This window comes from Bacillus sp. FSL H8-0534 (genome assembly GCF_038005885.1).
GTDB lineage: Bacteria > Bacillota > Bacilli > Bacillales > Bacillaceae_G > Bacillus_A > Bacillus_A pseudomycoides.
This window is the reverse complement of record NZ_JBBOUC010000001.1, coordinates 1,006,444-1,029,096: the sequence shown is the minus strand read 5'-3', so window position 1 is coordinate 1,029,096 and position 22,653 is coordinate 1,006,444. Positions and strand designations below refer to the sequence as shown.

Annotated in this window: 23 protein-coding genes and 1 pseudogene; 19 read left to right on the top strand and 5 right to left on the bottom strand. The window is 34.9% G+C overall.

The window, feature by feature from the left end; genetic code table 11:
* The 7 genes from MHH71_RS05365 to alr all read left to right on the top strand — a co-directional run bounded on the left by MHH71_RS05365 (nt 1) and on the right by alr (nt 6,543).
* Nucleotides 1-900, top strand: a complete 900-nt coding sequence (locus MHH71_RS05365; protein ID WP_033798834.1) for an acetaldehyde dehydrogenase (acetylating) — start codon at nt 1-3, stop codon at nt 898-900.
* A complete protein-coding gene (gene dmpG / locus MHH71_RS05360; RefSeq protein WP_033798835.1) occupies nt 887-1,912 on the top strand; it encodes a 4-hydroxy-2-oxovalerate aldolase in 1,026 nt (341 codons plus the stop codon). Before MHH71_RS05365 ends, dmpG begins: the two co-directional genes overlap by 14 nt.
* 3 nt (nt 1,913-1,915) lie before the next feature.
* Entirely contained in the window at nt 1,916-2,704 is a 789-nt protein-coding gene (locus MHH71_RS05355; protein ID WP_006094636.1) for a 2-keto-4-pentenoate hydratase, read from the top strand.
* Between the two features lie 15 nt (nt 2,705-2,719).
* On the top strand, nt 2,720-2,920 hold the full coding sequence (locus MHH71_RS05350) for a 4-oxalocrotonate tautomerase (protein WP_006094637.1): 201 nt from the start codon (nt 2,720-2,722) through the stop codon (nt 2,918-2,920).
* Nucleotides 2,921-3,158: 238 nt separating this feature from the next.
* The gene (locus tag MHH71_RS05345) at nt 3,159-3,704 is read left to right on the top strand and encodes a MarR family winged helix-turn-helix transcriptional regulator (protein ID WP_006094638.1); all 546 of its coding nucleotides are present in this window, start codon (nt 3,159-3,161) and stop codon (nt 3,702-3,704) included.
* Between the two features lie 262 nt (nt 3,705-3,966).
* A complete protein-coding gene (locus tag MHH71_RS05340) occupies nt 3,967-5,166 on the top strand; it encodes an MFS transporter (protein WP_006094639.1) in 1,200 nt (399 codons plus the stop codon).
* A 201-nt stretch (nt 5,167-5,367) separates the two neighbouring features.
* Nucleotides 5,368-6,543, top strand: a complete 1,176-nt coding sequence (alr, locus tag MHH71_RS05335) for an alanine racemase (protein WP_006094640.1) — start codon at nt 5,368-5,370, stop codon at nt 6,541-6,543.
* A gap of 96 nt (nt 6,544-6,639) precedes the next feature.
* Here alr and MHH71_RS05330 read toward each other — a convergent pair whose 3' ends face one another.
* Nucleotides 6,640-7,509 (bottom strand): GNAT family N-acetyltransferase, encoded by an 870-nt coding sequence (locus MHH71_RS05330; RefSeq protein WP_006094641.1) that lies wholly within the window; start codon nt 7,507-7,509, stop codon nt 6,640-6,642.
* A 23-nt stretch (nt 7,510-7,532) separates the two neighbouring features.
* Nucleotides 7,533-8,408 carry a phosphotransferase gene (locus tag MHH71_RS05325; RefSeq protein ID WP_033798836.1) on the bottom strand — a complete coding sequence of 292 codons (876 nt, stop codon included), beginning with the start codon at nt 8,406-8,408 and terminating at the stop codon, nt 7,533-7,535.
* Between the two features lie 177 nt (nt 8,409-8,585).
* Here MHH71_RS05325 and MHH71_RS05320 point away from each other — a divergent pair, with 177 nt between their 5' ends.
* Complete coding sequence (locus MHH71_RS05320) at nt 8,586-9,443, top strand: YitT family protein (RefSeq protein ID WP_003197206.1); 858 nt, start codon at nt 8,586-8,588, stop codon at nt 9,441-9,443.
* 26 nt (nt 9,444-9,469) lie between these two features.
* Here MHH71_RS05320 and pdxR read toward each other — a convergent pair whose 3' ends face one another.
* Nucleotides 9,470-10,891, bottom strand: coding sequence for a MocR-like pyridoxine biosynthesis transcription factor PdxR (gene pdxR, locus MHH71_RS05315; RefSeq protein WP_006094643.1), 1,422 nt, complete (start codon nt 10,889-10,891; stop codon nt 9,470-9,472).
* A 130-nt stretch (nt 10,892-11,021) separates the two neighbouring features.
* Between pdxR and MHH71_RS05310 the strand changes: the two genes are divergently transcribed.
* Nucleotides 11,022-11,447, top strand: a complete 426-nt coding sequence (locus MHH71_RS05310; protein ID WP_006094644.1) for a GNAT family N-acetyltransferase — start codon at nt 11,022-11,024, stop codon at nt 11,445-11,447.
* 79 nt (nt 11,448-11,526) lie between these two features.
* Here the strand turns inward: MHH71_RS05310 and MHH71_RS05305 are convergent, their stop codons facing one another.
* Nucleotides 11,527-12,567: an ABC transporter permease gene (locus MHH71_RS05305; RefSeq protein WP_018765500.1), complete on the bottom strand. Its 1,041-nt coding sequence runs from the start codon at nt 12,565-12,567 to the stop codon at nt 11,527-11,529.
* On the bottom strand, nt 12,564-13,466 hold the full coding sequence (locus MHH71_RS05300; protein ID WP_006094646.1) for an ABC transporter permease subunit: 903 nt from the start codon (nt 13,464-13,466) through the stop codon (nt 12,564-12,566). Before MHH71_RS05300 ends, MHH71_RS05305 begins: the two co-directional genes overlap by 4 nt.
* A gap of 139 nt (nt 13,467-13,605) precedes the next feature.
* Here MHH71_RS05300 and MHH71_RS05295 point away from each other — a divergent pair, with 139 nt between their 5' ends.
* The 10 genes and pseudogenes from MHH71_RS05295 (at nt 13,606) to essB (ending at nt 22,366) form a co-directional block, all read left to right on the top strand.
* Nucleotides 13,606-14,172, top strand: a complete 567-nt coding sequence (locus tag MHH71_RS05295; RefSeq protein WP_006094647.1) for a GNAT family N-acetyltransferase — start codon at nt 13,606-13,608, stop codon at nt 14,170-14,172.
* A 51-nt stretch (nt 14,173-14,223) separates the two neighbouring features.
* On the top strand, nt 14,224-14,727 hold the full coding sequence (locus tag MHH71_RS05290) for a 2'-5' RNA ligase family protein (RefSeq protein ID WP_006094648.1): 504 nt from the start codon (nt 14,224-14,226) through the stop codon (nt 14,725-14,727).
* Nucleotides 14,724-15,209 (top strand): GNAT family N-acetyltransferase, encoded by a 486-nt coding sequence (locus MHH71_RS05285; RefSeq protein WP_018765504.1) that lies wholly within the window; start codon nt 14,724-14,726, stop codon nt 15,207-15,209. Before MHH71_RS05290 ends, MHH71_RS05285 begins: the two co-directional genes overlap by 4 nt.
* Nucleotides 15,210-15,232: 23 nt before the next feature.
* Nucleotides 15,233-15,613: pseudogene (locus MHH71_RS05280) on the top strand (cupin).
* Nucleotides 15,614-15,617: 4 nt separating this feature from the next.
* Nucleotides 15,618-16,055 carry a GNAT family N-acetyltransferase gene (locus MHH71_RS05275; RefSeq protein WP_006094651.1) on the top strand — a complete coding sequence of 146 codons (438 nt, stop codon included), beginning with the start codon at nt 15,618-15,620 and terminating at the stop codon, nt 16,053-16,055.
* A gap of 177 nt (nt 16,056-16,232) precedes the next feature.
* Nucleotides 16,233-16,529: a WXG100 family type VII secretion target gene (locus tag MHH71_RS05270; protein ID WP_003197226.1), complete on the top strand. Its 297-nt coding sequence runs from the start codon at nt 16,233-16,235 to the stop codon at nt 16,527-16,529.
* Between the two features lie 154 nt (nt 16,530-16,683).
* Nucleotides 16,684-20,337 carry a type VII secretion protein EsaA gene (esaA, locus tag MHH71_RS05265; RefSeq protein WP_254853733.1) on the top strand — a complete coding sequence of 1,218 codons (3,654 nt, stop codon included), beginning with the start codon at nt 16,684-16,686 and terminating at the stop codon, nt 20,335-20,337.
* On the top strand, nt 20,309-20,812 hold the full coding sequence (essA, locus tag MHH71_RS05260) for a type VII secretion protein EssA (RefSeq protein ID WP_018765509.1): 504 nt from the start codon (nt 20,309-20,311) through the stop codon (nt 20,810-20,812). The genes esaA and essA overlap by 29 nt, the downstream gene beginning before the upstream one ends.
* 12 nt (nt 20,813-20,824) lie before the next feature.
* Entirely contained in the window at nt 20,825-21,076 is a 252-nt protein-coding gene (locus tag MHH71_RS05255; RefSeq protein WP_018765510.1) for an EsaB/YukD family protein, read from the top strand.
* 90 nt (nt 21,077-21,166) lie between these two features.
* Entirely contained in the window at nt 21,167-22,366 is a 1,200-nt protein-coding gene (gene essB / locus MHH71_RS05250; RefSeq protein WP_003197233.1) for a type VII secretion protein EssB, read from the top strand.
* Nucleotides 22,367-22,653 lie beyond the last annotated feature (287 nt).

Below are 22,653 nucleotides of genomic sequence, written 5' to 3'. Positions count from 1 at the left end.
GTGGGGAAAGTGAAGGCGGCTATTATAGGCTCCGGAAATATCGGTACGGATTTAATGTGTAAATTAAGAAGAAGTGAAGTAATTGAAATGACTGCCATGATAGGGATAGATTCTGAATCAGATGGATTAAGGCGAGCGAAGGAAGAAGGATATGAGATTTTTGATAATGGTATACAAGCAATTATTGAGAATCCTAGCATAGCGGATATTATATTTGATGCAACTTCAGCCAAAGCTCATATTCGTCACGCGGAAGTTTTAAGAGAGTTAGGGAAGCTAGTGATTGACTTGACCCCTGCAGCATGTGGTCCATTTGTTTGTCCAGCTATACAAGATGCTACTCATGTAGAAATGCGAAATGTCAATATGATTACATGTGGTGGGCAGGCAACAATTCCAATTGTTCATGCAATCAATGAAGTAGCGGACGTTGCGTATGCGGAGATAGTTGCTACGATTTCTAGTTTAAGTGCAGGTCCAGGTACACGGGCAAATATTGATGAATTTACGATTACAACAAAGCGTGGGATTGAAGAGGTTGGGGGAGCAGACTGTGGGAAAGCACTTATTATATTAAATCCTGCGGATCCTCCTATTTTAATGAGAGATACAGTATATTGCGAAGTTAAGCATATGGATGAATTCATTATTGGGCAAGCGATTTGTAAGATGGTTGAAGTAGTTAGGTCATACGTTCCAGGATATTCTTTGAAACAGGAACCGATGTTTGATGGGAACCGTGTGACTGTATTTTTAGAGGTAGAAGGAGCCGGAGATTACTTTCCGCCGTATGCTGGTAATTTAGATATTATGACAGCAGCGGCATTAAAAGTTGGTGAAGGATTTGCATCTCGAATAATTGGAGAGCAGAAGCGAGGTGTGATGAGTGAAAAGAAATAGTGATATGCCAATCAAAATAACTGAGGTTTGTTTGCGTGATGGAAGTCATGTAATGAGGCATCAATTTACAGAGGAACAAGTTCGGTCTGTAACTAGGTCGTTAGATGAGGCTGGTATGCATTATGTTGAGGTTAGTCATGGGGATGGATTAGGTGGTTCCACTTTGCAATATGGAAAATCGTTAGTAGATGAAATGAAACTCATTGAAGCGGCAGTGGAAGAATGTAGACAGTCAAAGGTAGCTGTGTTACTTATTCCTGGTATTGGCACTGTCCATGAATTAAAACAAGCAGAAAGCATTGGAGCAAGACTTGTTCGTGTAGCAACCCACGTAACGGAAGCGGATGTTTCCGCTCAACATATTCATTTTGCACGAGAATTGGGTATGGAAGTGTGTGGTTTTTTAATGATGGCACATTCGGCACCGATACAGAAATTGGTAGAACAAGCAAAACTTATGGAAAGTTATGGGGCACAAGCTGTCTATGTAACAGATTCAGCTGGAGCTTTATTGCCTCATGAAGTACGTGAACGTATCCAGGCATTACGTCAATCTCTAAATATCGAAATCGGCTTTCATGGCCACAATAACCTTTCTGTTGCAGTAGCGAATACGATTACTGCAATTGAAGAAGGAGCAACCCGAATTGATGGAAGCGTCCGCTGCCTTGGAGCTGGAGCTGGGAACGCGCAAACAGAGGTATTGTTAGCTGTATTGGATCGGATGGGATATACGCTAGATGTAGATTTGTATAAAATGATGGATTTGGCAGAGGATATTGTTGCACCGCTGTTACCAGGGCCACAAGAAATTCAAAAAGGTAGTCTTGTCATGGGATACGCTGGTGTATATTCAAGCTTTTTACTACATGCTGAGAGAGCTGCTCATAGATTTGGTGTAGATGCTCGTGATATTTTAATAGAACTTGGCAAGAGAAAAGTAGTTGGTGGGCAAGAAGATATGATTTTAGATGTAGCAGCTGAATTAGCAAAGATAAAAACGGGGGTGTAAAATATGGCTTTAGTTAAAGGAGCGGATTCAGAGATTATTGAATATTTACTTCAGGCGGAGAGGGAACGAAAAGAAGTAGTAAAGGTAACAGATCAGCATCCGGATTTAACGGTAGAAGATGCTTACATATTGCAAAAACAATTAGTTGAACAAAAGATGAAAGAAGGATCCAAACGAGTTGGTGTAAAGCTTGGGTTAACGAGTAAAGCGAAACAACAAATGATGGGGATTGAGGAAGCAATTTACGGTTATTTATTACATGATATGTTAGCGTTTGAATGGGAACCTGTGCAGTATGAAACGTTGATTCATCCAAAAGTAGAACCAGAGATTGCCTTTTTAATGGGAGATGATTTACAAGGTACTAGCGTTACAGCGGATGATGTATTAAAGGCAACGAAATATGTTACGCCAGCTTTGGAAATTATTGATAGTCGTTATTTGAATTTTAAATTTACATTGCCTGATGTAATTGCAGATAATTGTTCATCCTCAAAATTTCTATTAGGAAGCAAATGGATTAACGCTCAGGAAATAGACTTAGCTAATGTTGGAATGGTTATGTCGAAAAACGGTAAAACGGCGACAACTGGTACAGGGGCAGCTGTACTTGGACATCCGGCAACAGCAATTGCTTGGGCGGTAAATAAACTTGGATTACAAAATGAAGGGTTAAAAAAAGGTGATATTGTGCTAAGTGGGGCATTATCTGAAGCGGTTGCTTTCAAAACTGGAGACGCTATTATTGCGCAGTTTGAAGGATTGGGTAGTGTATCGATGTTTTGTGAATAAAGAGCAAAGCGAGAGATGGGTATGCCAATTGTACAAATTCAAGTTATTGAGGGTAGAAAACAGGAGCAGATTCAAAATCTCATTTCAAATGTTACAGATGCAGTTGCAAAAAGTTTGGATGTAGATGTTGAACGTGTACGTGTACTAGTAAATGAGATTCCGGGTTCGCATTGGGGTGTCGGAGGAAAGGCGAAAGGTAGTGTGGAAGAAAAATAGTGTTGTTAAGTAAAAGTAATTCTTATTTTTAATAAGAATTACTTTTTGTTTGTAGCGCGAAAGTAAGAGAGTTAGGTGGTGATACGCTTCATCTAACTTGGATAAGGTGTCTAAATTATAGGGAATTTTTATAAGGATGTTCTTGCAATAAAATAGAAAAAATGAGTATAATGAAAAAGTAGTTAGTCAAACTAATTACTTTGGAGAAGGATATTGAAAAAAGGAGAGACTGGGAGCAATGACTTCAAAAAACGATTCTCATCCTTTAGGGATAGAACCTTATGCAAAGTTGATAAAAACGACAGTATCAGCAGACACGGACCCAATCGTAGCAAAACTTGGTTTACTGATGCTATGGACATCTGATGATGTTTTGGATGCAGTCGATCTGGATTTAGCGCCACTTGGAATTTCTGAAAGTAAATTAGATTTTTTATTGTTGTTTATTTTACGTGAAATTGAATCGAATGAGGAAGAAGCTAGTATGAGTCCTTCAGCTATTGCAAACCGTTTAGGAATTACACGCGCTTCAGTCACTGGATTATTAGATTGGATGGAAAAACGCGCATTAATTGTAAGGTACCACCATGCTGAAGATCGCAGAAGATTAAAGGTGAAGATTACTCCGAAAGGAAAAGAACTTGTTTTTCTTTCCTTACCAACTTTTTGGTCTTCGTGTGCATCATTGGTGGAAGATTTTAATCAAGAAGAACGTCAAATATTAGAGAAATTATTAAATAAGATGCAAATAAACATGCGATTGAAAGTGGGAGAAGGTAGGTAAATAAGTTGATTATAAAAATCAACTTATTTATTCGGCCATATAGTTAGGTTACCTAACTATATGTGTGGCTAACGAAATGAGAGGAGGTGATGAAATAATTAAATCAATATTGTATTTTCGGTAAAGGAGTTGAAAAGGGTTAAGTTAAGTAGAGGACGTAAAAAGCAATAATTTTTTATGATTTTATTTTAGGCACTTTTGAGGCGCGGAATGTAAACAGTATGAATTTAAATGACAACTTTACTAAAGAGGAGGATTCAAGTTGCAAATTTCAAAAGAAGTGAATTCTATAAAGAATTATGCGTTAATGACAGCTGTTTTATGCTGGTCGGGTATGGCAGTTATGTCAAGTCTTTATGTTACAATTCCATTGATTCCGCTATTCGCAGATTTTTTTCATGTTTCATTAACGCAATCTGCAATTACTGGTAGTATGTTTTCACTCGGTTTTGCGATTGGTTGTTTGCTATTTGGTGCGATATCTGATAAGTATGGTCGAAAGAATGTTATTCTGATTGGACTAATTGGGTTGGCGATTATTTCCTTATTATTGGGCTTAGTCAATAGCCTATCTTGGCTTGTTGTGCTACGCGGGTTACAAGGTATAACGGCAGCTACTTTTTCTCCAGTAGCGTTAGTTTACGTTGTAGAATCGTTTCCGGTAGAAAAGAAGGTTACAACCATAGGATTTGTTAGTACTGGTTTTTTAGTAGCGGGAATTGTAGGTCAAGTTATGAGTGCTGTAATTAGTCAGTATTTTGGATGGCATATGGTGTTTTTTCTTCTTAGTAGTGTATATATAGTTACTGCTTTATGGATTTATTATGCTCTTCCAAGAGGAGAATCGTCTCAATCATACGCGGATATATTAGGACCAGTGAAACAAATGGGTAAGGTCTTCACGCAAAAAAACTTAGTATTAAGCTATATGATTGCATTTGTCTTATTAATGGCTTTTGTAAATATGTATACTGTTTTAGGAAACTATTTAAGTTCTTCTAACTTTCAGTTATATGCAGAACAAATTCTCTACGTTCGCTTAGCTGGATTATTTGGAATGTTGATTTCACCACTTGCAGGGCGTCTAACAATGAGATTTGGTGTTAAGCAGGTTCTTCAGGGAGGATTATTAATAGCCATTCTTAGTTTAAGTTCATTGGGGTTTATTTCTAGTCTTCCTTTTCTTATAATTATGAGTGTGTGTTTTGTTGTCGGAATTGCTTTATCTGTCCCGGCATTGGTCACTCTTGTCGGAGAGTTAGGTGGGAAATCAAGGGGAATAGCAGTTTCAATTTATACTTTCATTTTATTTTTAGGAACAAGTATAGGGCCTGTTATCTCTATTTATCTTATGGATATTGGTGGATATTCTCAGACTTTTGTTTTACTAGGCTTAATACTCTTCGTAGGATTGATTTCTTCTCTTTTCATTAACAAGGAATCTATTTTTGATGAGGCTTAAAGTCGATTCATGCAGCTTGAACAAACATTGTAATTCTCCTCATCTCCGTATATAATAGTGTCTTAGGAGTATTATACCATATTCAAAATTCCGAAAATTCTAGTAGTTTGACTAGGAAAATGAAAAGTATTATATTGTAAAAGGTCATAATTAAACGAGAAATAGAATGGAAAGCAATTATTGAGTTAGGAGTTTAGACCCATGAGTTCGAGATATGGAAGAGATACAATTGTTGAAGTTAACTTAGATGCTGTAAAACATAATGTAAGAGAATTTAAAAAACGTGTGAATGATAAAAATATTGCAATGATGGCAGCGGTAAAAGCAAATGGGTATGGACACGGGGCGGTTGAAGTTGCAAAAGCGGCAATTGAGGCAGGAGTGAATCAACTTGCTGTTGCTTTTGTAGATGAAGGAATCGAACTACGCGAAGCAGGAGTTACTGTGCCGATTTTAGTTTTAGGTTATACACCAGTGGATGTTGCTAAAGATGCTATTGGGTATGATATTATGATGACGGTATATAGAATAGAGGATCTAAAAGGTATCAATGAAATTGCTAAGCAACTTGAAAAGAAAGCGCATATTCAAGTGAAAATAGATACAGGAATGAGTCGCATTGGTTTACAAGAAGAAGAGGTTGCGCCATTTTTAGAAGAACTAAAAAATATGAAATATATAGAAATAGAAGGTATGTTTACACATTACTCTACAGCTGATGAAATTAATAAAACATATACAAATATGCAAACGAGTTTATTTGAGAAAGCTGTAAATACAGCGAAGGAAATGGATATTCATCTTCCGTATATCCATAGTTCAAACAGTGCTGGATCAATGGAGCTAAGCAATACATTTCAAAATATGGTTCGTGTTGGAATCGGGATTTATGGTATGTATCCTTCGAAAGAAGTAGATCATACAGTTGTTTCTTTACAGCCAGCACTATCATTGAAGTCGAAACTGGCTCATATTAAGCACGCGAAAAAAAATCGTGGTGTAAGTTATGGGAATACGTATGTAACAACAGGAGAAGAATGGATTGCGACTGTTCCAATTGGTTATGCAGATGGGTATAACCGTCAGCTGTCGAATAAGGGGCATGCGTTAATTAATGGAATTCGTGTACCAGTTCTTGGGCGCGTTTGTATGGACCAGTTAATGTTAGATGTTACAAAAGCAATGCCTGTACAAGTAGGAGATGAAGTTGTTTTCTACGGTAGACAAGGTGAGGAAGAAATTTCTGTAGAAGAAATCGCGGATACATTGGGTACAATTAACTATGAAGTGACTTGTATGCTAGATCGAAGAATTCCACGCGTATATAAAGAAAATGATGAAACGACTACTGTTGTGAATATATTAAGAAACAAATGAATTAGTAAAGGACTGAATCGCTAAGATTCAGTCCTTTACTAATTCATTTTAACCGAGAAGACCCCCTCCTCTAAACGAAGTGGAGGTGGGGGTAGTTCAATTTAGTAAATTATAATAATCATACCTTGTTGTAATCTCAAAACCACACTGTTTATAAAGTTTTAGAGCATTATCGTTTTTAGTTTCAACCTCTAATTCAATCTTCGTTCTTCCCTCAGTTAATAGCTGATGTACGATGTACTGCAAAATGCTTTTTCCATATCCTTTTCCTTGATAAGAAGGATGAACAGCAAATCCGGATAAGGAAGTAAATCCGTTTTGTTTATTTACTGTAATGGTCCCAATTGGCTGTTTATGGATGAGAGAAATATATACTTGGTGAGTAGGAGAAGACATTATTTTTTGTAACCAGGAGGATGTATTTGTCAATGAATCACCAAAAGCTTTACTAGATATTTCTAAAAGAGTAAGAAATGTGGCAGTCGATACAGGGATAAGCTCAATCGTATGTTTTTGTATAGTCGTTTGTTGTGTATCTAACTGAAACTCCATACTGTACTCGCTGTATAAGTATGGTAAGTTAGCTTGTTCGGCAAATTCTTTTCCAGATGTTGATGCCCCGTTTATGATGAGCAAGACTTCATCAACATCTCGTTGTTGTATTTCTTCCATGGCCGTTTGTAAAAGAGTAGTTCCTACTTTTTGTTTTCTGAAATGAGGGTGGACAAATCCTGTTAATTCAAGTTTTGTCGGTCTTTCAAATTCATACATGTTTAACACACCGATTAATTGTTCATTGTTATAAAAAAGAAAATCGTTTAGCCGGTTTTCTTTTCGATTCTTAAGAATATTGACATGCAAATCTGCTGGATAATCGATGCCATCGTTTCGCCTACAAATATGAGCTAAATCTATGATGTGCTGTATTTCAGGTATTGTTAATCGTTTCTTTTTTTGAATTTGCATAGTGTAATCTCCTTAAGAGTATTTTAGAAGAAGACGGGGTGTTGTAGCCACTCCTCTAAACCCACATTTCCTTGAACGGATAATAATCGATATAAATATCGGTACGGTGCCCTACATTGTTCTAAATTAGGAAGAGGCATAATTGTTTCGTAACCTTGTCGGAATGCATGAGCTTCTTTCTCAGTAAATACGTATTCTAATCCAATAAAATCAAGTTCTCTTGGCGCAACCGCATAAGCTTCTGTATCTACTAATCCAGTAATTACTACACCATCTGTTAAAAATTGAGTTGGATCCATATCGATTAAAACTAGTGTAGCTTCCTGTGGTACTGGTAGTGCCTGAAGTTGTGACTGAAATACTACGAATAAATCATTTATTTTAGAATTATTAGAGTGAAACATCTCCACAAGTTGTTTACTTACGTTTGTTATATGTTTTTGAAACTTATGAAGTGGAATTTGAAAAGTTCCAGAAGGGTTTCCGATATAATTTGCCTTATACTGATGAATTTGTGCTAATCTTTTTCCAAGGTTATATAAGATAGAATTAGGTTGTTCTATAAATGATTTGAGTACTTGACCGTTTAACTTCTCAACAATAACATATTCTCGTTCTAATGTATGTTTCTGTAATATTTTGGGGATTGGGAGCGTTGTGTATTGCTGTAACTGTTTGTGTATGGTTTCTAACATATGTACATTTCTTGGATCAATCCCAAATAGATGTTTACATCCCCACCAAAAATCATTGTTCGGTTCTGTTTTCATTTTAGAAGATCGAACGATAACCTCATCAGTTTTTGTTTTTACGAGCCAGACGTCACTGGCATGATCTTCATAACCTGGGTGTAATGTGTCTATAGATAGGATAGGGGAGGTAAATAGGCCTTGTAACATAAGAAAACTCCTTTTCTCTAAAAATTCAATAAAATAATTATATATCATCTAGAAATAGAATATATAAAAATTTCCAAATTAGTGTCGAATTTGTGTAAATAAAGCCATTTCTTTGAAAAAATAGAGAATTTTTGGTATGATAATACTAAGAAAATATATCTGTTTTGGGGGTAATCAATGAAAAAAATATTTGAATATGTTTTATTAACAATTGGATCGATTATTGTAGCTGGCTCATTGGAGCTGATTTTGGCACCAAATGGACTGGTAGATGGTGGGGTAACAGCCATTTCTATTATGGCGAATAAAGTTGCTGGATTACCGCTTTATGGTGTGTTTTTAGGACTTAACATTCCTATCTTATTATTTACTGCAAAAGTAATGGGGAAAAAATTCTTTATTCGTACGTCCTATGCCAACGTTGTAACAACTCTCGGATTAATTTATTTGAAGCCATTTCCAGCTATCACAACGTCTGAATTACTAATTGTATTGTATGGTGGAGTATTATTTGGAATTGGTGTTGGAATTGTTGTGAAGATGGGTGGTGCAATTGACGGGTCAGAAATGTTAGCGGTCTGGATGAACAAACATTTTAAAGTGCCGATTAGTACATTTTTACTTGCTGTAAATGCTGTTATTTTTGTATTTGTCGCTATTTTGTTTTCAATCGAGCAAGCAATGTTCTCACTTGCAATTTTCTATATTGTTACGAAGATGATTGATTTCATATTAGATGGCATTAATCAAGGCAAGAGTGTCATGATTATTTCGAGTAAGAATAAAGAAATTGGTGAACTTCTTATGAAGGAGTTACAACTTTCAGTTACGTATCTACATGGAGAAGGTGGTTTTTTAGGAGAGCACCAGAGAATTATCTACTGTATTACAAACCGTTTTATTTATCCAAAGATGAAAGATCTCGTTCTCTCTGTAGATTCAAGTGCCATCATTGAAGCTTCTTATTCAACGGAAACAACTGGTGTAAAACGCCCAGGTATCTCATCACGTTCAGGGCAAACATCAAATGATTAGGCATGTAAAAAAGCTGTTCCTTGCAATTATTTCTGCAGGGAACAGCTTTTTTTTGCAAACCAAGCTTCTTTTAATAATGTTACAACAGTTTCGATTGCATCAATCGGTATCCCTCCGAAACCTAATAATACATGAGCTTCTTCTTGCAAAATATTTACTGGATCGTATATGGATAGAGGGTAAAGCTTTACATGTTTTTCAGCAGCTGATTGAATGAGTTCTTGTTCATTCATGCCGTTATGAACATGTAGTACAATGTGAAGTCCAGATTGATCCCCAAGTATATTAATACCAGTGCCCATTTGATTCACAAGTGATTTGACTAGTTTATGATGTTTTTTCTTATATAATGTACGAACGCGGTTTAAGTGCCGATCCCAATCTCCTTTTTGGATGAAGTTAGCAAGAGCAAGCTGTTGTATTTTAGAAACAGTTTGTTTAAAAATGCCGCCTAAGTTTTTATAGACTTCCAAAAGATGATTAGGAAGAACGATATAGCCCATTCTTAAGGAAGGTAAAAACGATTTTGAAAAAGTTCCCATGTAAATAACACGTTCATTTGTATCAAGCCCTTGCAGTGAGGGAATAGGTTTTCCAACGTAGCGAAATTCCCCATCATAATCGTCTTCAATAATATAACCAGAGCGATCATTAGCCCAGTTTAATAACTCAAGCCGCCTTGATAAAGGCATAATCATGCCATATGGAAATTGATGAGAAGGCGTAACATAAGCAACATTCGCATCGCAATTATTGAGAGATGAAATGTTCATTCCTTGCTCATCTAATGGAACAGGATGAAAAGGAAGACTGCAGCTTTGAATAATAGCTTTTACGCGGTGAAACCCAGGATTTTCGATTGCGTATGATTTTTGCTGCCCAAGTAATTGAATAAGTAACCAAAGAAGGGGTTGTGTACCAGCACCAATAATAATTTGGTTAGGTGTGCAATGAACCCCGCGAGCATGATACAAATATTTTGCAATGTGAGTACGAAGTATATATTCTCCTTGTGGATCTTCTTTTGTAAATAATTCGTTTTCATATTGGAGTAAACATTCTTGTAGGGCTCTTTTCCAATTTGAGAGTGGAAAGGCTGTTTGATCGATGTTTCCTTGATTACAATCAAAAAAGAGCGGTTCTGTTTGTTTTTTTTCAAATTGGTAAAATGGAGCATGTTGTTTATATGGTATAACATCTACATCTACTTCCGTAACAAATATACCACGCTTCGGTTTACTGTCCACATAGCCTTCCGCGGATAACTGCTGATAAGCTGATTCGACTGTAATGCGGCTAACACCAAGTTGTAATGCTAAATTTCGGTGAGAAGGGAGACGTGTTCCGGCAGGGAGCGTTCCCTTTAAGATTTCTTGTTTCATGTAGTCATAAATTTGTATATAGATGGGTGTTTTACTTTCTAATTGTAGAGGAATGGTTAAATCCATTACATGCGCTCTCCTTTAAAACTGGCCTTATAAAAAAGGGATGAACTGCCACTTAAGGAAAGGGCAGTCTCTATTTATAATAATAATATAACATTTAGAAAATTTTATAAATAGTTAGGGGAGATTCGCGATGAATGTTAAGGAAATAAAATCAGAAGATCAATTAGATGCGGTATTATCCGTTTTACAACAATTACGAACTGCGCTTACAAAAGAGGAAGCACAATTTTTATTTCGTCAGATGAAAGAGGAACGCTATCAATTATTTTCTTTGTGTAATGACGCAGATGAGGTGGTAAGCCTTGCAGGGGTAGCGGTATGTACGAATTTCTATAATAAGAAACATGTTTTTGTATATGATCTTGTTACAGCGGGGGCCCATCGCTCAAAAGGCTATGGTAAAGCGTTATTATCATATATAGAAGAGTGGGGAGCAGAAAAGGGATGTAGTTCTGTTGTTTTGACATCAGCTTTTCCACGGGTTGACGCACATCGTTTTTATGAACGTGAAGGATATGATAAAGTTAGTTATTCATTTCATAAGAAATTGAAATAAAGAAGAGGATTACCTCTTCTTTGTTTTTGATATCGACTCCGTACTTCCTCTAATTTTTTACTTTAGTCTAATCACTTTTTTACAAATGTAACGAAGAACGTTTTCTTTCCTCTAAAGAAGCAAATGAAAAAGAATCCTTATTTTTTACATATATTTTTTGGTCTTGAACAGGTTGCACCATTACTGCTTGTGAACTTCTTGTTTTTAGGGCATCTTGTATTCCAATAGTCATGAGTTTAATGAAAAGTATAGTAATAAAGAATGTGATGAGTGTATAAAAGATAATCCATAATGAAAGATTCATTTCATAACGATTTAATCCAATAAGGCCTGCCCAATCATTTGAGAGTGAAACAGGTTTGAACTCACCTTGGTCCATTTCTTTCAGTTGTATCCCACCGATTATAATGTTAAGTAATGCTAGATGGATCATAAGTATGAGTGTTTGGACAATATGCTCCATAAATAAAACAAATGCTCGGTCTAATAATAAGACACGCAAGTGTTTCTTTATAATATGAAAACGGCTTGCCCCCATTAATTGTGAGCTCATTATATAATCTTGCTTCATAAACTCATCAACTTCTGATGAAATATATAAAGAAATTGTAGGTAGAGCAATAAAAATGAGTATGATAGCTTGATAAAGTGTAAATGGAATATTTGGACTTAGCCGATCCGCATTTGATGTAATTACAATATTAACCGGTGTGATGAGTATAAATGCGATAAATACAGTTGGGATATAATAAAATACTTCTGAACATGCCTGGAAAAATCTTTTACATTTTGCAGCGTATAAACTTAATAGGATACCTAAACATGTCCCAAATAAAATACGTAATAAACTAATTCCGACAGCAAATAAAATTGTAAATTTCGCTCCTTCTAAAATTTGTAAGAAAATAGATTCTCCAAAACGGTCAGAGCCAAAAGGTGGCATTAAAGATGGTGAAAAGGGTGCCTTGCCAAGTAATTCATTATTGTCATTGTAAAGCAATAGAGGTGCTTCTGGTATGCTATCTTTAAAGAACCAACTATAAATAAAGCTAGCTGTAAGTAGTACAAAAAGATAAATGAATCCGATTAAAAAGCGTTTTGATTTCCAAATAGACCTCATATAACTTCTCCTCTCATTTGTTTTTGCCACCTATTCATCATAAAAGAAGTGATTTGAAAAATAATATAAAACGGTAAGATAATCATGATAAGTATGATAAATGTAGCGGGAGGTGAAATAAACGCCTTCCTAAATAAAAATTGAATGATACCTTGCATATTAAAAATAAATTCTAAAATGAACAAATTAGAAAGTAAGAAAACGAAAATTGTTTTTAAATGGTGGAAGAAATGAATAGATATATTTTTGAATAAATGAATGCACAGTATATATCTTGATGAAAGGCCCTTTCCGTAAGCAACTTCTACATATTGTTTTCCATGTTCTTCTTTTATATATAAAATCATCATCCGAAACATTTGTAATGTAGGTAAAACCGCTAAAGATAAAATAGGAAGTAAATAAGCGCGATTTTCATTAAAAGAAATAATTGTGACAGGAGATTCCCCGAATTTCTGAAGTAACCAAATGAAAAACATTTGTAAGCAAATCATCATCATCATATCAGGGATAGCTTCTAATACAAAAATAAATCTGTTAATCCACTTTTTGATAGAATCCTTTGCTAAAAAATAGAAAAACGCCATGCTAGATGAAATAAAGAGTGCAAGAACGAAAGCTACAAACAAAACAGTAAATGAATATATGTAAGGTTCTAATACGGTTGGAAATAATGGTGTTTTTTTGAAATTACCGAACTTCGCTTCTGATGATAGAACTATAAGAGACTCGGGAGAGAAAACCTCTTTTAACATAGTAAAAATCTGTTTGAAAAATTGAATCGGTTGAAAGGTGAATCCCCCTTGAGTGATAAATAAATAAGGTAAATTTAATAATAGTAAGAGTGATAAAATAATCGATGAAAGTTTTATCATAAATTGAGATGTTTTGTGTAACATCAAATCCCTCCGTCATCTTTTTACAATATTATACAACAAAGTGAGATTTAGTGTTTGATTTTTCAGAAGAATATATATTATTGTTATTATTAGTGATACATTAAATTCTAATATTCTACTTGATAGCATAGGAGGCAATATGGAACAGATATATTTACAAGGTAAAAAAGTGATAGTAAGAAAAATAGAAGAGAAAGATATAAATTCTTTATATTCACAAATATACAAAGAAGAAAACCCTGAATGGAAAAAGTGGGATGCGCCATACTTTCCATTTTCTATTCAGGAATACCCAGTGTATAAGGGAAGTTTGCAAGCTAAGCTAAAAGAGGAACCTTTGTCGCAACTTATTATTGAAGCCGATAACGAAATAATAGGGACAGTTGGTTTCTATTGGGAATATAAGGCGTCACGCTGGTTAGAAATAGGGATCACCATTTATGACCCAGCATATTGGAATGGCGGTTATGGTACAGAAGCTGTGCAACTATATAGAGATTTATTATTCGAAAATATGGAGATTGGTAGGGTTGGACTAACAACTTGGTCTGGAAATGAACGAATGATGAAAGTCGCAGAAAAAATTGGGATGAAGTTAGAAGGTAGAATGCGAAAATGTCGTTACTATAATGGGGCATATTATGATTCTATTCGAATGGGAATGATTCGTGAAGAGTGGGAAGCATTAAGAGAAGTGAAGGAGTAAAGTAAGAGGTATGCCGTTATTGCTACATTTGATGAGAGGTTTTCGGAGCGTGTGAAGGAGATATGGGAAGGGCTAACAGACGTTGTACATAACGAGGGTTTAGAACCTCATATTACATTAGTCGATTATCATGCTTTGGATTTGGAAACATATAGAAATGAATTTGAAAAGTTTACAGAGGGTGTAGAGCGTTTTCTAGTTGAATTCTCTTCTGTTGGCACCTTTCCTACAAATGGAACAATCTTTTTGGCACCAACAATAACAAGAAGATTACTAGAGTTGCATCAATCGTTTCATAATCATTTTACGGATTTTCATGATCAGCCACAGTCGTATTATGTACCTGAGAAGTGGGTACCACATTGTACAATTGCCAATCGTTTAGAGCGGGAGCAATTTGTTCGTGTAATGGATTTTGTATATAAAGGTTTTCGTGCACAAACGGCAGTTGTAGAAAGTTTAAAGTTAATTAAAGTGAACTATGAAAATCGGAATTCAGCTTCTTGTAGCATAGTAGCACAATACTTTTTGAAAAGAGTGGAGATATCGATATGACGTATGTAGTTAGAGAAATGAATGTAGAGGACATTACAGCTGTACAAGAAGTGGCAAAAATAGCTTGGCATGATACATATAAAGGAATCATTCCACAGGAAATTCAAGATGAATTTTTAAAGCAAGCATATTCAAATGAAATAATGAAACGACGTTTAGAACATTCATACTTACTCGTAGCAGAAGTAGAAGACCAAATTGTTGGATTTGCTAATTTTTCACCTGTAAAACATCAAAATGAAGCGGAATTAGGAGCCATTTATTTATTACCGGATCATCAAGGAAAAGGAATTGGGACAGCTTTATTGCAAAGAGGTATCGCGGTTTTAGACGGTGCTAAGAAGATTTATATTTGTGTAGAAGCGGAAAATGAAAAAGGAAAACAGTTTTATAAAGCAAAAGGTTTCGCCGCTTTAGAACAGTTTGAAGAAGACTTTGAGGGACACATGATGCAAACGGTAAGAATGGTGTTACATGTATAGTAAATGGTTTAGGAGGAGAAGAGATGAAGATATTCGATTTCGGTGAAATGGCAGGGAATCACATATCAGTGTTTCATTCTAACTTTATTATGTCAAAAATAGTAAAACATCAAGGAGAGGTACATATTGGTTGTATGCATTTACAACCAAAAGGAATAATCGGGTATCATGAAGCAGTTGTTTCTCAGCTTCTTCTAATTGTGCAAGGGTAAGGACTTGTTTGTGGCGCAGATAAAAAGAAAAAGAAAGTGCACCCGGGTCAAGCTGTTTTATGGGATAAAGGGGAATTCCATAAAACAACTACTGAAACTGGGCTTATGGCAATTGTAATTGAGTCAGAGAATCTAGAAAATAATATCCGAATGCCGATTGTAGAAAGAGAAGGCGAAGGAATAGGAGGATGAAAGGATGATTCAAAAGGCGAACGAAGAGGAAGTTCAGCAAATATTAAATTTTGCAGCACAATCACTTTTTGAAGGAACAAAAGAAACGTGTCAGTTAAGCCAAGAAAAGGCGATTGAGATTACACAGCCTCTATTAGATAAAGGAGCGTATTATTTAGTTGTAAAACAAGAGAATGTGCTAGCAGGATGGATTTTAATTGGAGAGAATACAGATTATTTTTCAGGAGAAAGACTGGGATTCATTTATGAATTATATATTTTTCCAGCGTATAGAGGAAAAGGGTTATCCCGAAAACTAATGAAAGCAGGAATCGATAGATTGCAAGAAAAGTATAAAGAAATACGTTTAAATGTATTCGCTGGGAATTTCGCCAAAGAGATGTATAAAGAATTTGGATTTGTTGAGAGGCAAGTAGTTATGACATTGAAGCTTAAATGTTGAATTATATCTGTATATATAAATAAATAGAATAAATAAAATTTATAAAATTTTTCCATGAAAGTGAAAAAAATCCCTTTTCAAATTTTTATTATTATTCTATACTTATCCAAGTAGAATTGAATTTTAGTAAATTCTATCAATTTAACCAATTCATTCATTATTAAGGGGGAAAATTTAATGGCTGGACAAATTCGTATGAGTCCTGAGGAGCTAAAATCAAAAGCTAAACTATACGGACGAAGCTCTGATGAAATTAAAGATATTCTTGGAAAATTACAAGGATTACAAAATGAATTACGTGGAGAATGGGAAGGCCGTGCTTTTGATGGTTTTGATCGACAATTCAACGATTTAAGACCAAAAGTAGAAAGCTTCTCACAATTATTACATGAGATTGATGTTCAACTTACCAAAACTGCAGAGGCTGTTGCTTCTCATGATGAAGAGTTATCACGTAATTTCGGCTTGAAATAAGAAACGTTGATATTCTCTACATAAAAAGAAGGTTTCAAAGTTAGCCATGCGACTTCTGTTGTATGGCTAACTTACTTTTAAGAAAAGAATGAATTTTAATTTTTATGTATAATAGGCTATTTTTAGATTTTTTTATTCGCAGGAGTGATAAGTATTGAAAAAAATTAAGTGGAGTATCTTGTTGTTTATCATTTTAGCACTTGTATTTGCAACAGGGACTTCCTATTTAGCTTTAAATAAAAAGTTAAAAAAAGAAGATGAAAAAAGCACTCCAAAAATGACGGTTGCTTTAGTAAACGAGGATCAAGGGACGCTATTTGAAGGGAATAAAATAGCATTTGGAGATCAGTTTATAAAAAATATTAATAAAGACAATAATCAACAATGGTATGTGGTCAGTCGTGGAGTTGCAGAAAATGGTTTGAAAAACAATAACTATAATATGATGATTGTAATTCCGAATGACTTTTCTAGAAAGGCTGTTTCAATTCATGCTGAAGCACCAGAGAAACTAACATTAAGTTATAAAGTAAATGCAACTGGAAATAAAGAATTAAAAACAGAAGCGGAAAAGACAGCCGCATCGATTTTAGAAGATTTTAATAGACGTATTATAGATGTATATTTTGCTAGCATAATTGGGAAATTACAAGCTGCGCAGGATAATATTGGGACAATCGTAGATAAAGAACAAGCCCACATGAAAGTATATAAAACAGATGTACATAATCCTTTGGCAAACTATACACAACAATTTAAAACAGTACAAGATTATACAGGTGTCTCTGTTAATAGCTTTAAAGGGTTTGAAGGGGTATTACAAAGATTTGGTCAAACAATCGATGAGGGTGCGAAATCGAATGCTACCTATTTAGGTGGTTTCGATAATCTTCAAAATTTGCAAACAGGCAATAATTTGTTAGCAAATAATTTTTCAAATCAGCTTAATCAATTTAACAGTGACCTTAGTACAAATGATGTGCTAAAGCAATTAAGTGCATTGGAATCGGCGAATAAAGTTATCGCAAGCCATTTCAATGACTCAGATAAACAATCTAATGCTTTAACTGACTCAACAGCAATTCAACAGTATTTAGCAGATGTCACAAATAAAATGAAAAGCTATGATGAAGAACTAGCAGATAAGCTCAAGAAGAATATTCAAGAAACAATTAATGAGAAATTAAAAGCAAAACTTTCGGGTAATAACACAAAAGAGATATATTTAAATACCTTAATGCAACAACCAGACAATCAAATTAACGAACAGATTAAAAGTTTAATCAATAAGTTAGCAAGTATGGATGTTGAAGAAATTGATAGACTCACATTACCTGATGAGACAAAGACGCAGCTGAAAAATGTAGTTCAAGTTTCTAAGAAGTATGGGGAAGAGAATAGCTTCCATTATGAAGGCTCTAACGATATTCCATTAGAAAATACAATCAAGAATATTAAGAAAGGCCTAGCTACTGATGGAATTATTTTTGAAGATAAAGAAAAAGTTGCAAAAATGGATGGAGAGCAAATGTTTAATTTGCAACTTCCAGAGGGATTTGAACTGTATTCAAGTACGGAAGCATTAATGATTAACGGACAAGACTATACTGCAGACTATTTAAGTAATGGGAGTGTCAAGCTGCCTTCTCGAGAAGAAGGAGAATTATCTGTTGGTGTGCGTGTCAAATTGTCGGATGAAAACGCAAAGATTGATGTTTTTACACCAGTAACATGGAAATGGAATTTAACTCATACGCATGAAAAAACACCAACGGAAACGAAGCCAGTTGATCCTCCGACCGAGGGACAAGAAACAACTGGTGAAAATAATAAACAAAGTAATCAAGTTGTCAAACTGACAAATCGCACAAAAACGCCAGTACATTCAATTAAACAATTGACAGATAGTAAGACTGGTAGTGAAACAAAAGAACCAAATAAAGATGGAAACAAAAACCCAGGTGGTGGCACAACAGAGCCAGGTGGTGGTACAACAAACCCAGGCGGTGGCACAACAAACCCAGGCGGTGGCACAACAGAGCCAGGCGGTGGCACAACAGAGCCAGGCGGTGGCACAACAGAGCCAGGCGGTGGCACAACAGAGCCAGGTGGCGGCACAACAAACCCAGGCGGTGGTACAACAAACCCAGGTGGTGGCACAACAGAGCCAGGTGGTGGCACAACAAACCCAGGCGGTGGTACGACAAACCCAGGTGGTGGCACAACAAACCCAGGCGGTGGCACAACAAACCCAGGCGGTGGCACAACAGACCCAGGCGGTGGTACAACTAATCCGGGTGAGGGAGATAAAAAAGTTGAAACAATAGAACGTACTAATGATCATATTGTTCATCAAAAAATGGAAGTTTTATCTCCAGCATCATCTGAGGGGTTAATAAAAGACGCTGTGAACACAGTGAAAAATTATGAAGAATTATCAGGCTTATATGAACTGTATTATGGGCTTGATATGAAAACAGAAGATTTATCAGGAAAGTTAGAAAAACAAGCTTTAAAAGATCTTGCCACATCAAAATCTCTTTATTACATGTTAAATAAACAAAATGTGTTAGATATCATTACAGGTCTTGTTTCATCTGAAATTCAGGCGGAAGTAACATCTGAGATGAATCAAGTAAAACAAAAAATTAATGATTTGCAGCTCTTAGCTAAAAATGTTAACCAAAATTCAGACCGTTTGGCAGAAACATTAAAACAAACATCAGAACAAGCTAATGTAATGAATACGAATCTGGCTGAGTATTTAAACGGTGCAATGAAGTGGCGTGAAGGTAGTCTAAAACTGATGGAGGAACAAAGAACAATAGTAAGTAGTCGTGAAGGAGAACAGACAGCTATATTAGCATTAGACACTGGATTGAAATCATTAGTGACACAGAGTCAATCGTTAGCTGAAAGTTCGAAAGGTACTTTGCTAGCTTCTGACGAGGTATATAAAACGTTTGATCAAATTAATAATCAAGCAAAAGAAATTCAAGACAGCGGTGTAACGATGGTGTCAAAAGCTGATACATTATTAAACGATTTAACTGATAAAGTATCGGATGATAAGTCATTCGCGAAAAACTTCAGTAAAGTATTAGCGAATAGCCGTGTTGGCGAACGTCAGAATGAACAGTTATACAAGTTTTTAGCGAATCCAGTTTTAAAACAAAATGACGGTGTTATTACAGCAGGCAATGCCTTTACACCATATTTAATTGTATTAGTATGTTTTATTGTTTCTTTATTTACGTCATACGCTATTGCGAATCAGGAAAGAAAGCGTCATCAACAAGATGATTTTGAAGAAAAATCATCAATTTTAGATATGAACTTACCAATCACGGCAATTACATTCGGAATAGCTATTGTTGAAGGAGTTATAATTGGTATCATCGCTGGGAAATTATTAGAATTCAGCGGAAATCAAAGGTTAATTTGGATTGCTTTTATAACAATTACAATGATGGCTTTTGTCTTCGTTTCAACATATCTATTACGCCAAGCAAAAATGATAGGCATGTTTATCTTATTAACGTCATTAAGTCTGTATCTATTTTTAACAGAAGCTGTTGGAGTTAAGGTAACTAAGACATCATATCTTGGTAAGTTACGTGAATTTTCACCACTTCAATATATAGAAGATTTCTTAAATAATTTTATAAGTGGTAAAAATGATGGTCATGTCACTTTCGCAGTCCTTCTTGTAATAGCAATTGTTGGATTTATTATCAATCTATTTGTATGGCATAAAAGGTGGGAGGAAAAAATTGACGATGATGAAACAATGCATACAGCTGGCTAGATTATCATTTGTCTTTTTTCTTTTCTTGTTTGCTGCGCCCCTCATGGGTAGCGCAGCAGACAGTTACCTGAATGATAATGGTAAACTTGATTTCAAAGTAGATCGGCTACATGAAGATAACCAAGAAAGAAATGAAAAAGGACAGCAAGAGACAGAGCTCGATAAAGCAGCAATTCAATTATTTAATGAAGAAGTTGAAAAACAAATTAATGAAAAACAAAAGAAAGAAAAGAAAGAAATGAAAGAGTTGAATGACTCTTTATTTTTGAATACGAAAAAAATAGATAAAATGAAAGACACACAGAAGAGTTTGTTTTCAAAAAACTATAACGTGAGAGCAAGTTCTAGTGAAATGGATCATAGCCAAGCCAAAACAGAAGAGTCAATTAGTCCGACATTGATTGGATTAATTATTATTGGCGTTATATTCATTTTTATTGGATTTGGAATCATCATTCGGAAAATTTGGATGTAAGGAGAATCACAAATGGCTATACAGACACATATTAACGTCACTGTTGATTTTCATAAATGGAATGGAAATACATACGATTTACGAATCCCCAATCATCAGTCTGTTAAATATTTGCTTAAAAATTTAATTGAAACATTAAAAATTGAAAAATACGATACATCAAACTACGTAATTAAAGTTGTGAATAAATCGTTATTATTAACAGATGATGATAGATTGGTAGATCACCAAGTAACAGATGGAGATATATTACAAGTAATATAAATTACATAATCATGAACGCAGCATGTAACCTACTCAAGTGAATTCGTAAAATCAGAATAGGTTTATGGTGAAAAGGAGAAGAGGAAGAACATGACGGAGAAAACAATTCAGATTGATTCAATGGAGTATCGATTTGAAATAGAAGAAGATACTTGGAAATTAGAACTTGCTAAATCTCAAACGCAAGTAAAAGATACCCGTCAATTGGAGTTATTAACGGAAAAATCATCAATGTTTCTACCAGTAACAATAGAAGAGCATGATGATACATTTACTTTTACATATACGGTAGAAAAGAAATTATTGAAATGGGAAGATGTAAAGAAATTAGAAAGAAATGAGAAATTACGTTTAATCCGAAATCTATCTCATTTTCAAGAGTATTTGCATAGAAGAATAACTTTCTTTTTACACCCGGATAATTTAGTATTTGATGCAAATTTAATGCCGTTTATTATACATCGCGGAATTCGAGAGATTGCCCCGCCCAAACCACTAACAGAAAATCAATTTTTACTCCACTACAAATGTTTTATTATTGCTTTGTTTTCCAAAAAACATAGTTATGATGATCTATATGCTGGTTTATTGGAAAGCGCAAAAGAAACTACATTTGAACAGAATGTGGTCAACATGGAAAGCTTTGAGGAACTGAAACAGTTTATCGAAGTGAATTTTTTAAAGGAGCAAGCAAAAGCAGAAAAAACAATGCAACTTGTTCCGAAAAAGCAGTTTAAATTATTTAAATACTTAGCATTTTCATTTGCGGCAGCTACAGTTATCTTAGCAGCACCAGTCGTTTACTACACATTTATGAAAGTGCCGTATCAAAATACACTTCTAGAAGCTAATAAAAATTTCTTAGCAACGGATTACGATAAGGTAATTAGTAATTTGAATGAGGAAGAGTTTGAATCATTACCGCTAGCATCTAAATATGAGTTAGCGTATTCCTACTTGAAAGTAGAGAAATTATCTGATGAGCAAAAAGCAGCAATTATGAAAAATGTTACTTTAAAAAGTGATGAAAAGTATTTATTGTACTGGATTTACAACGGAAAAGGTAATTTTGATAAATCGTTAGATTTAGCGAAAAGTGTGGATGATCCACAATTAATCATGTATGGCTTAATTAAACAAATAGAAGCAGTGAAAAATAATCCGGATTTACCAGGAAAAGAGCGCGATGAAAAGCTAAAAACATTTGAACAACAATTGAATGAATATAAGAAAAAATATAGTGATTCATCCAATGAAAAAGATATATCTAATACAAAAAAAGCAAAGTAAAAGGATGAAGACTTTTGCTGAATCTATATGAAAATGGATATATAAACAACAAGAAAAGATAGGGAGTACGTATATATCCAATCTATATAAATACAAAATGAAAAACCGACATAAACCCTTTCTTTTTAGGTGGGAAAGAGCGTCCGTCCATGGAGCCCATGCTAAGTGAAAACAAAAAGAGAAAACGAGTGTAGGATACCTTTTATTTTTCATAGCAGCGACTTATATGTTGGAAAATCAAAATGGATATATATGTATGGAAACTCCTTACAGATAGAGCGAACAAA

What these genes read in the sequence shown, in the direction of transcription:
- MHH71_RS05355 (WP_006094636.1), top strand. Translation starts at nt 1,916, where the DNA reads ATGGCTTTAGTTAAAGGAGCGGATTCAGAGATTATTGAATATTTACTT.
- MHH71_RS05350 (WP_006094637.1), top strand. Translation starts at nt 2,720, where the DNA reads ATGGGTATGCCAATTGTACAAATTCAAGTTATTGAGGGTAGAAAACAG.
- MHH71_RS05345 (WP_006094638.1), top strand. Translation starts at nt 3,159, where the DNA reads ATGACTTCAAAAAACGATTCTCATCCTTTAGGGATAGAACCTTATGCA.
- alr (WP_006094640.1), top strand. Translation starts at nt 5,368, where the DNA reads ATGAGTTCGAGATATGGAAGAGATACAATTGTTGAAGTTAACTTAGAT.
- MHH71_RS05330 (WP_006094641.1), bottom strand. Translation starts at nt 7,509, where the DNA reads ATGCAAATTCAAAAAAAGAAACGATTAACAATACCTGAAATACAGCAC.
- MHH71_RS05325 (WP_033798836.1), bottom strand. Translation starts at nt 8,408, where the DNA reads ATGTTACAAGGCCTATTTACCTCCCCTATCCTATCTATAGACACATTA.
- MHH71_RS05320 (WP_003197206.1), top strand. Translation starts at nt 8,586, where the DNA reads ATGAAAAAAATATTTGAATATGTTTTATTAACAATTGGATCGATTATT.
- pdxR (WP_006094643.1), bottom strand. Translation starts at nt 10,891, where the DNA reads ATGGATTTAACCATTCCTCTACAATTAGAAAGTAAAACACCCATCTAT.
- MHH71_RS05310 (WP_006094644.1), top strand. Translation starts at nt 11,022, where the DNA reads ATGAATGTTAAGGAAATAAAATCAGAAGATCAATTAGATGCGGTATTA.
- MHH71_RS05305 (WP_018765500.1), bottom strand. Translation starts at nt 12,567, where the DNA reads ATGAGGTCTATTTGGAAATCAAAACGCTTTTTAATCGGATTCATTTAT.
- MHH71_RS05300 (WP_006094646.1), bottom strand. Translation starts at nt 13,466, where the DNA reads ATGTTACACAAAACATCTCAATTTATGATAAAACTTTCATCGATTATT.
- MHH71_RS05295 (WP_006094647.1), top strand. Translation starts at nt 13,606, where the DNA reads ATGGAACAGATATATTTACAAGGTAAAAAAGTGATAGTAAGAAAAATA.
- MHH71_RS05285 (WP_018765504.1), top strand. Translation starts at nt 14,724, where the DNA reads ATGACGTATGTAGTTAGAGAAATGAATGTAGAGGACATTACAGCTGTA.
- MHH71_RS05275 (WP_006094651.1), top strand. Translation starts at nt 15,618, where the DNA reads ATGATTCAAAAGGCGAACGAAGAGGAAGTTCAGCAAATATTAAATTTT.
- MHH71_RS05270 (WP_003197226.1), top strand. Translation starts at nt 16,233, where the DNA reads ATGGCTGGACAAATTCGTATGAGTCCTGAGGAGCTAAAATCAAAAGCT.
- essA (WP_018765509.1), top strand. Translation starts at nt 20,309, where the DNA reads ATGATGAAACAATGCATACAGCTGGCTAGATTATCATTTGTCTTTTTT.
- MHH71_RS05255 (WP_018765510.1), top strand. Translation starts at nt 20,825, where the DNA reads ATGGCTATACAGACACATATTAACGTCACTGTTGATTTTCATAAATGG.
- essB (WP_003197233.1), top strand. Translation starts at nt 21,167, where the DNA reads ATGACGGAGAAAACAATTCAGATTGATTCAATGGAGTATCGATTTGAA.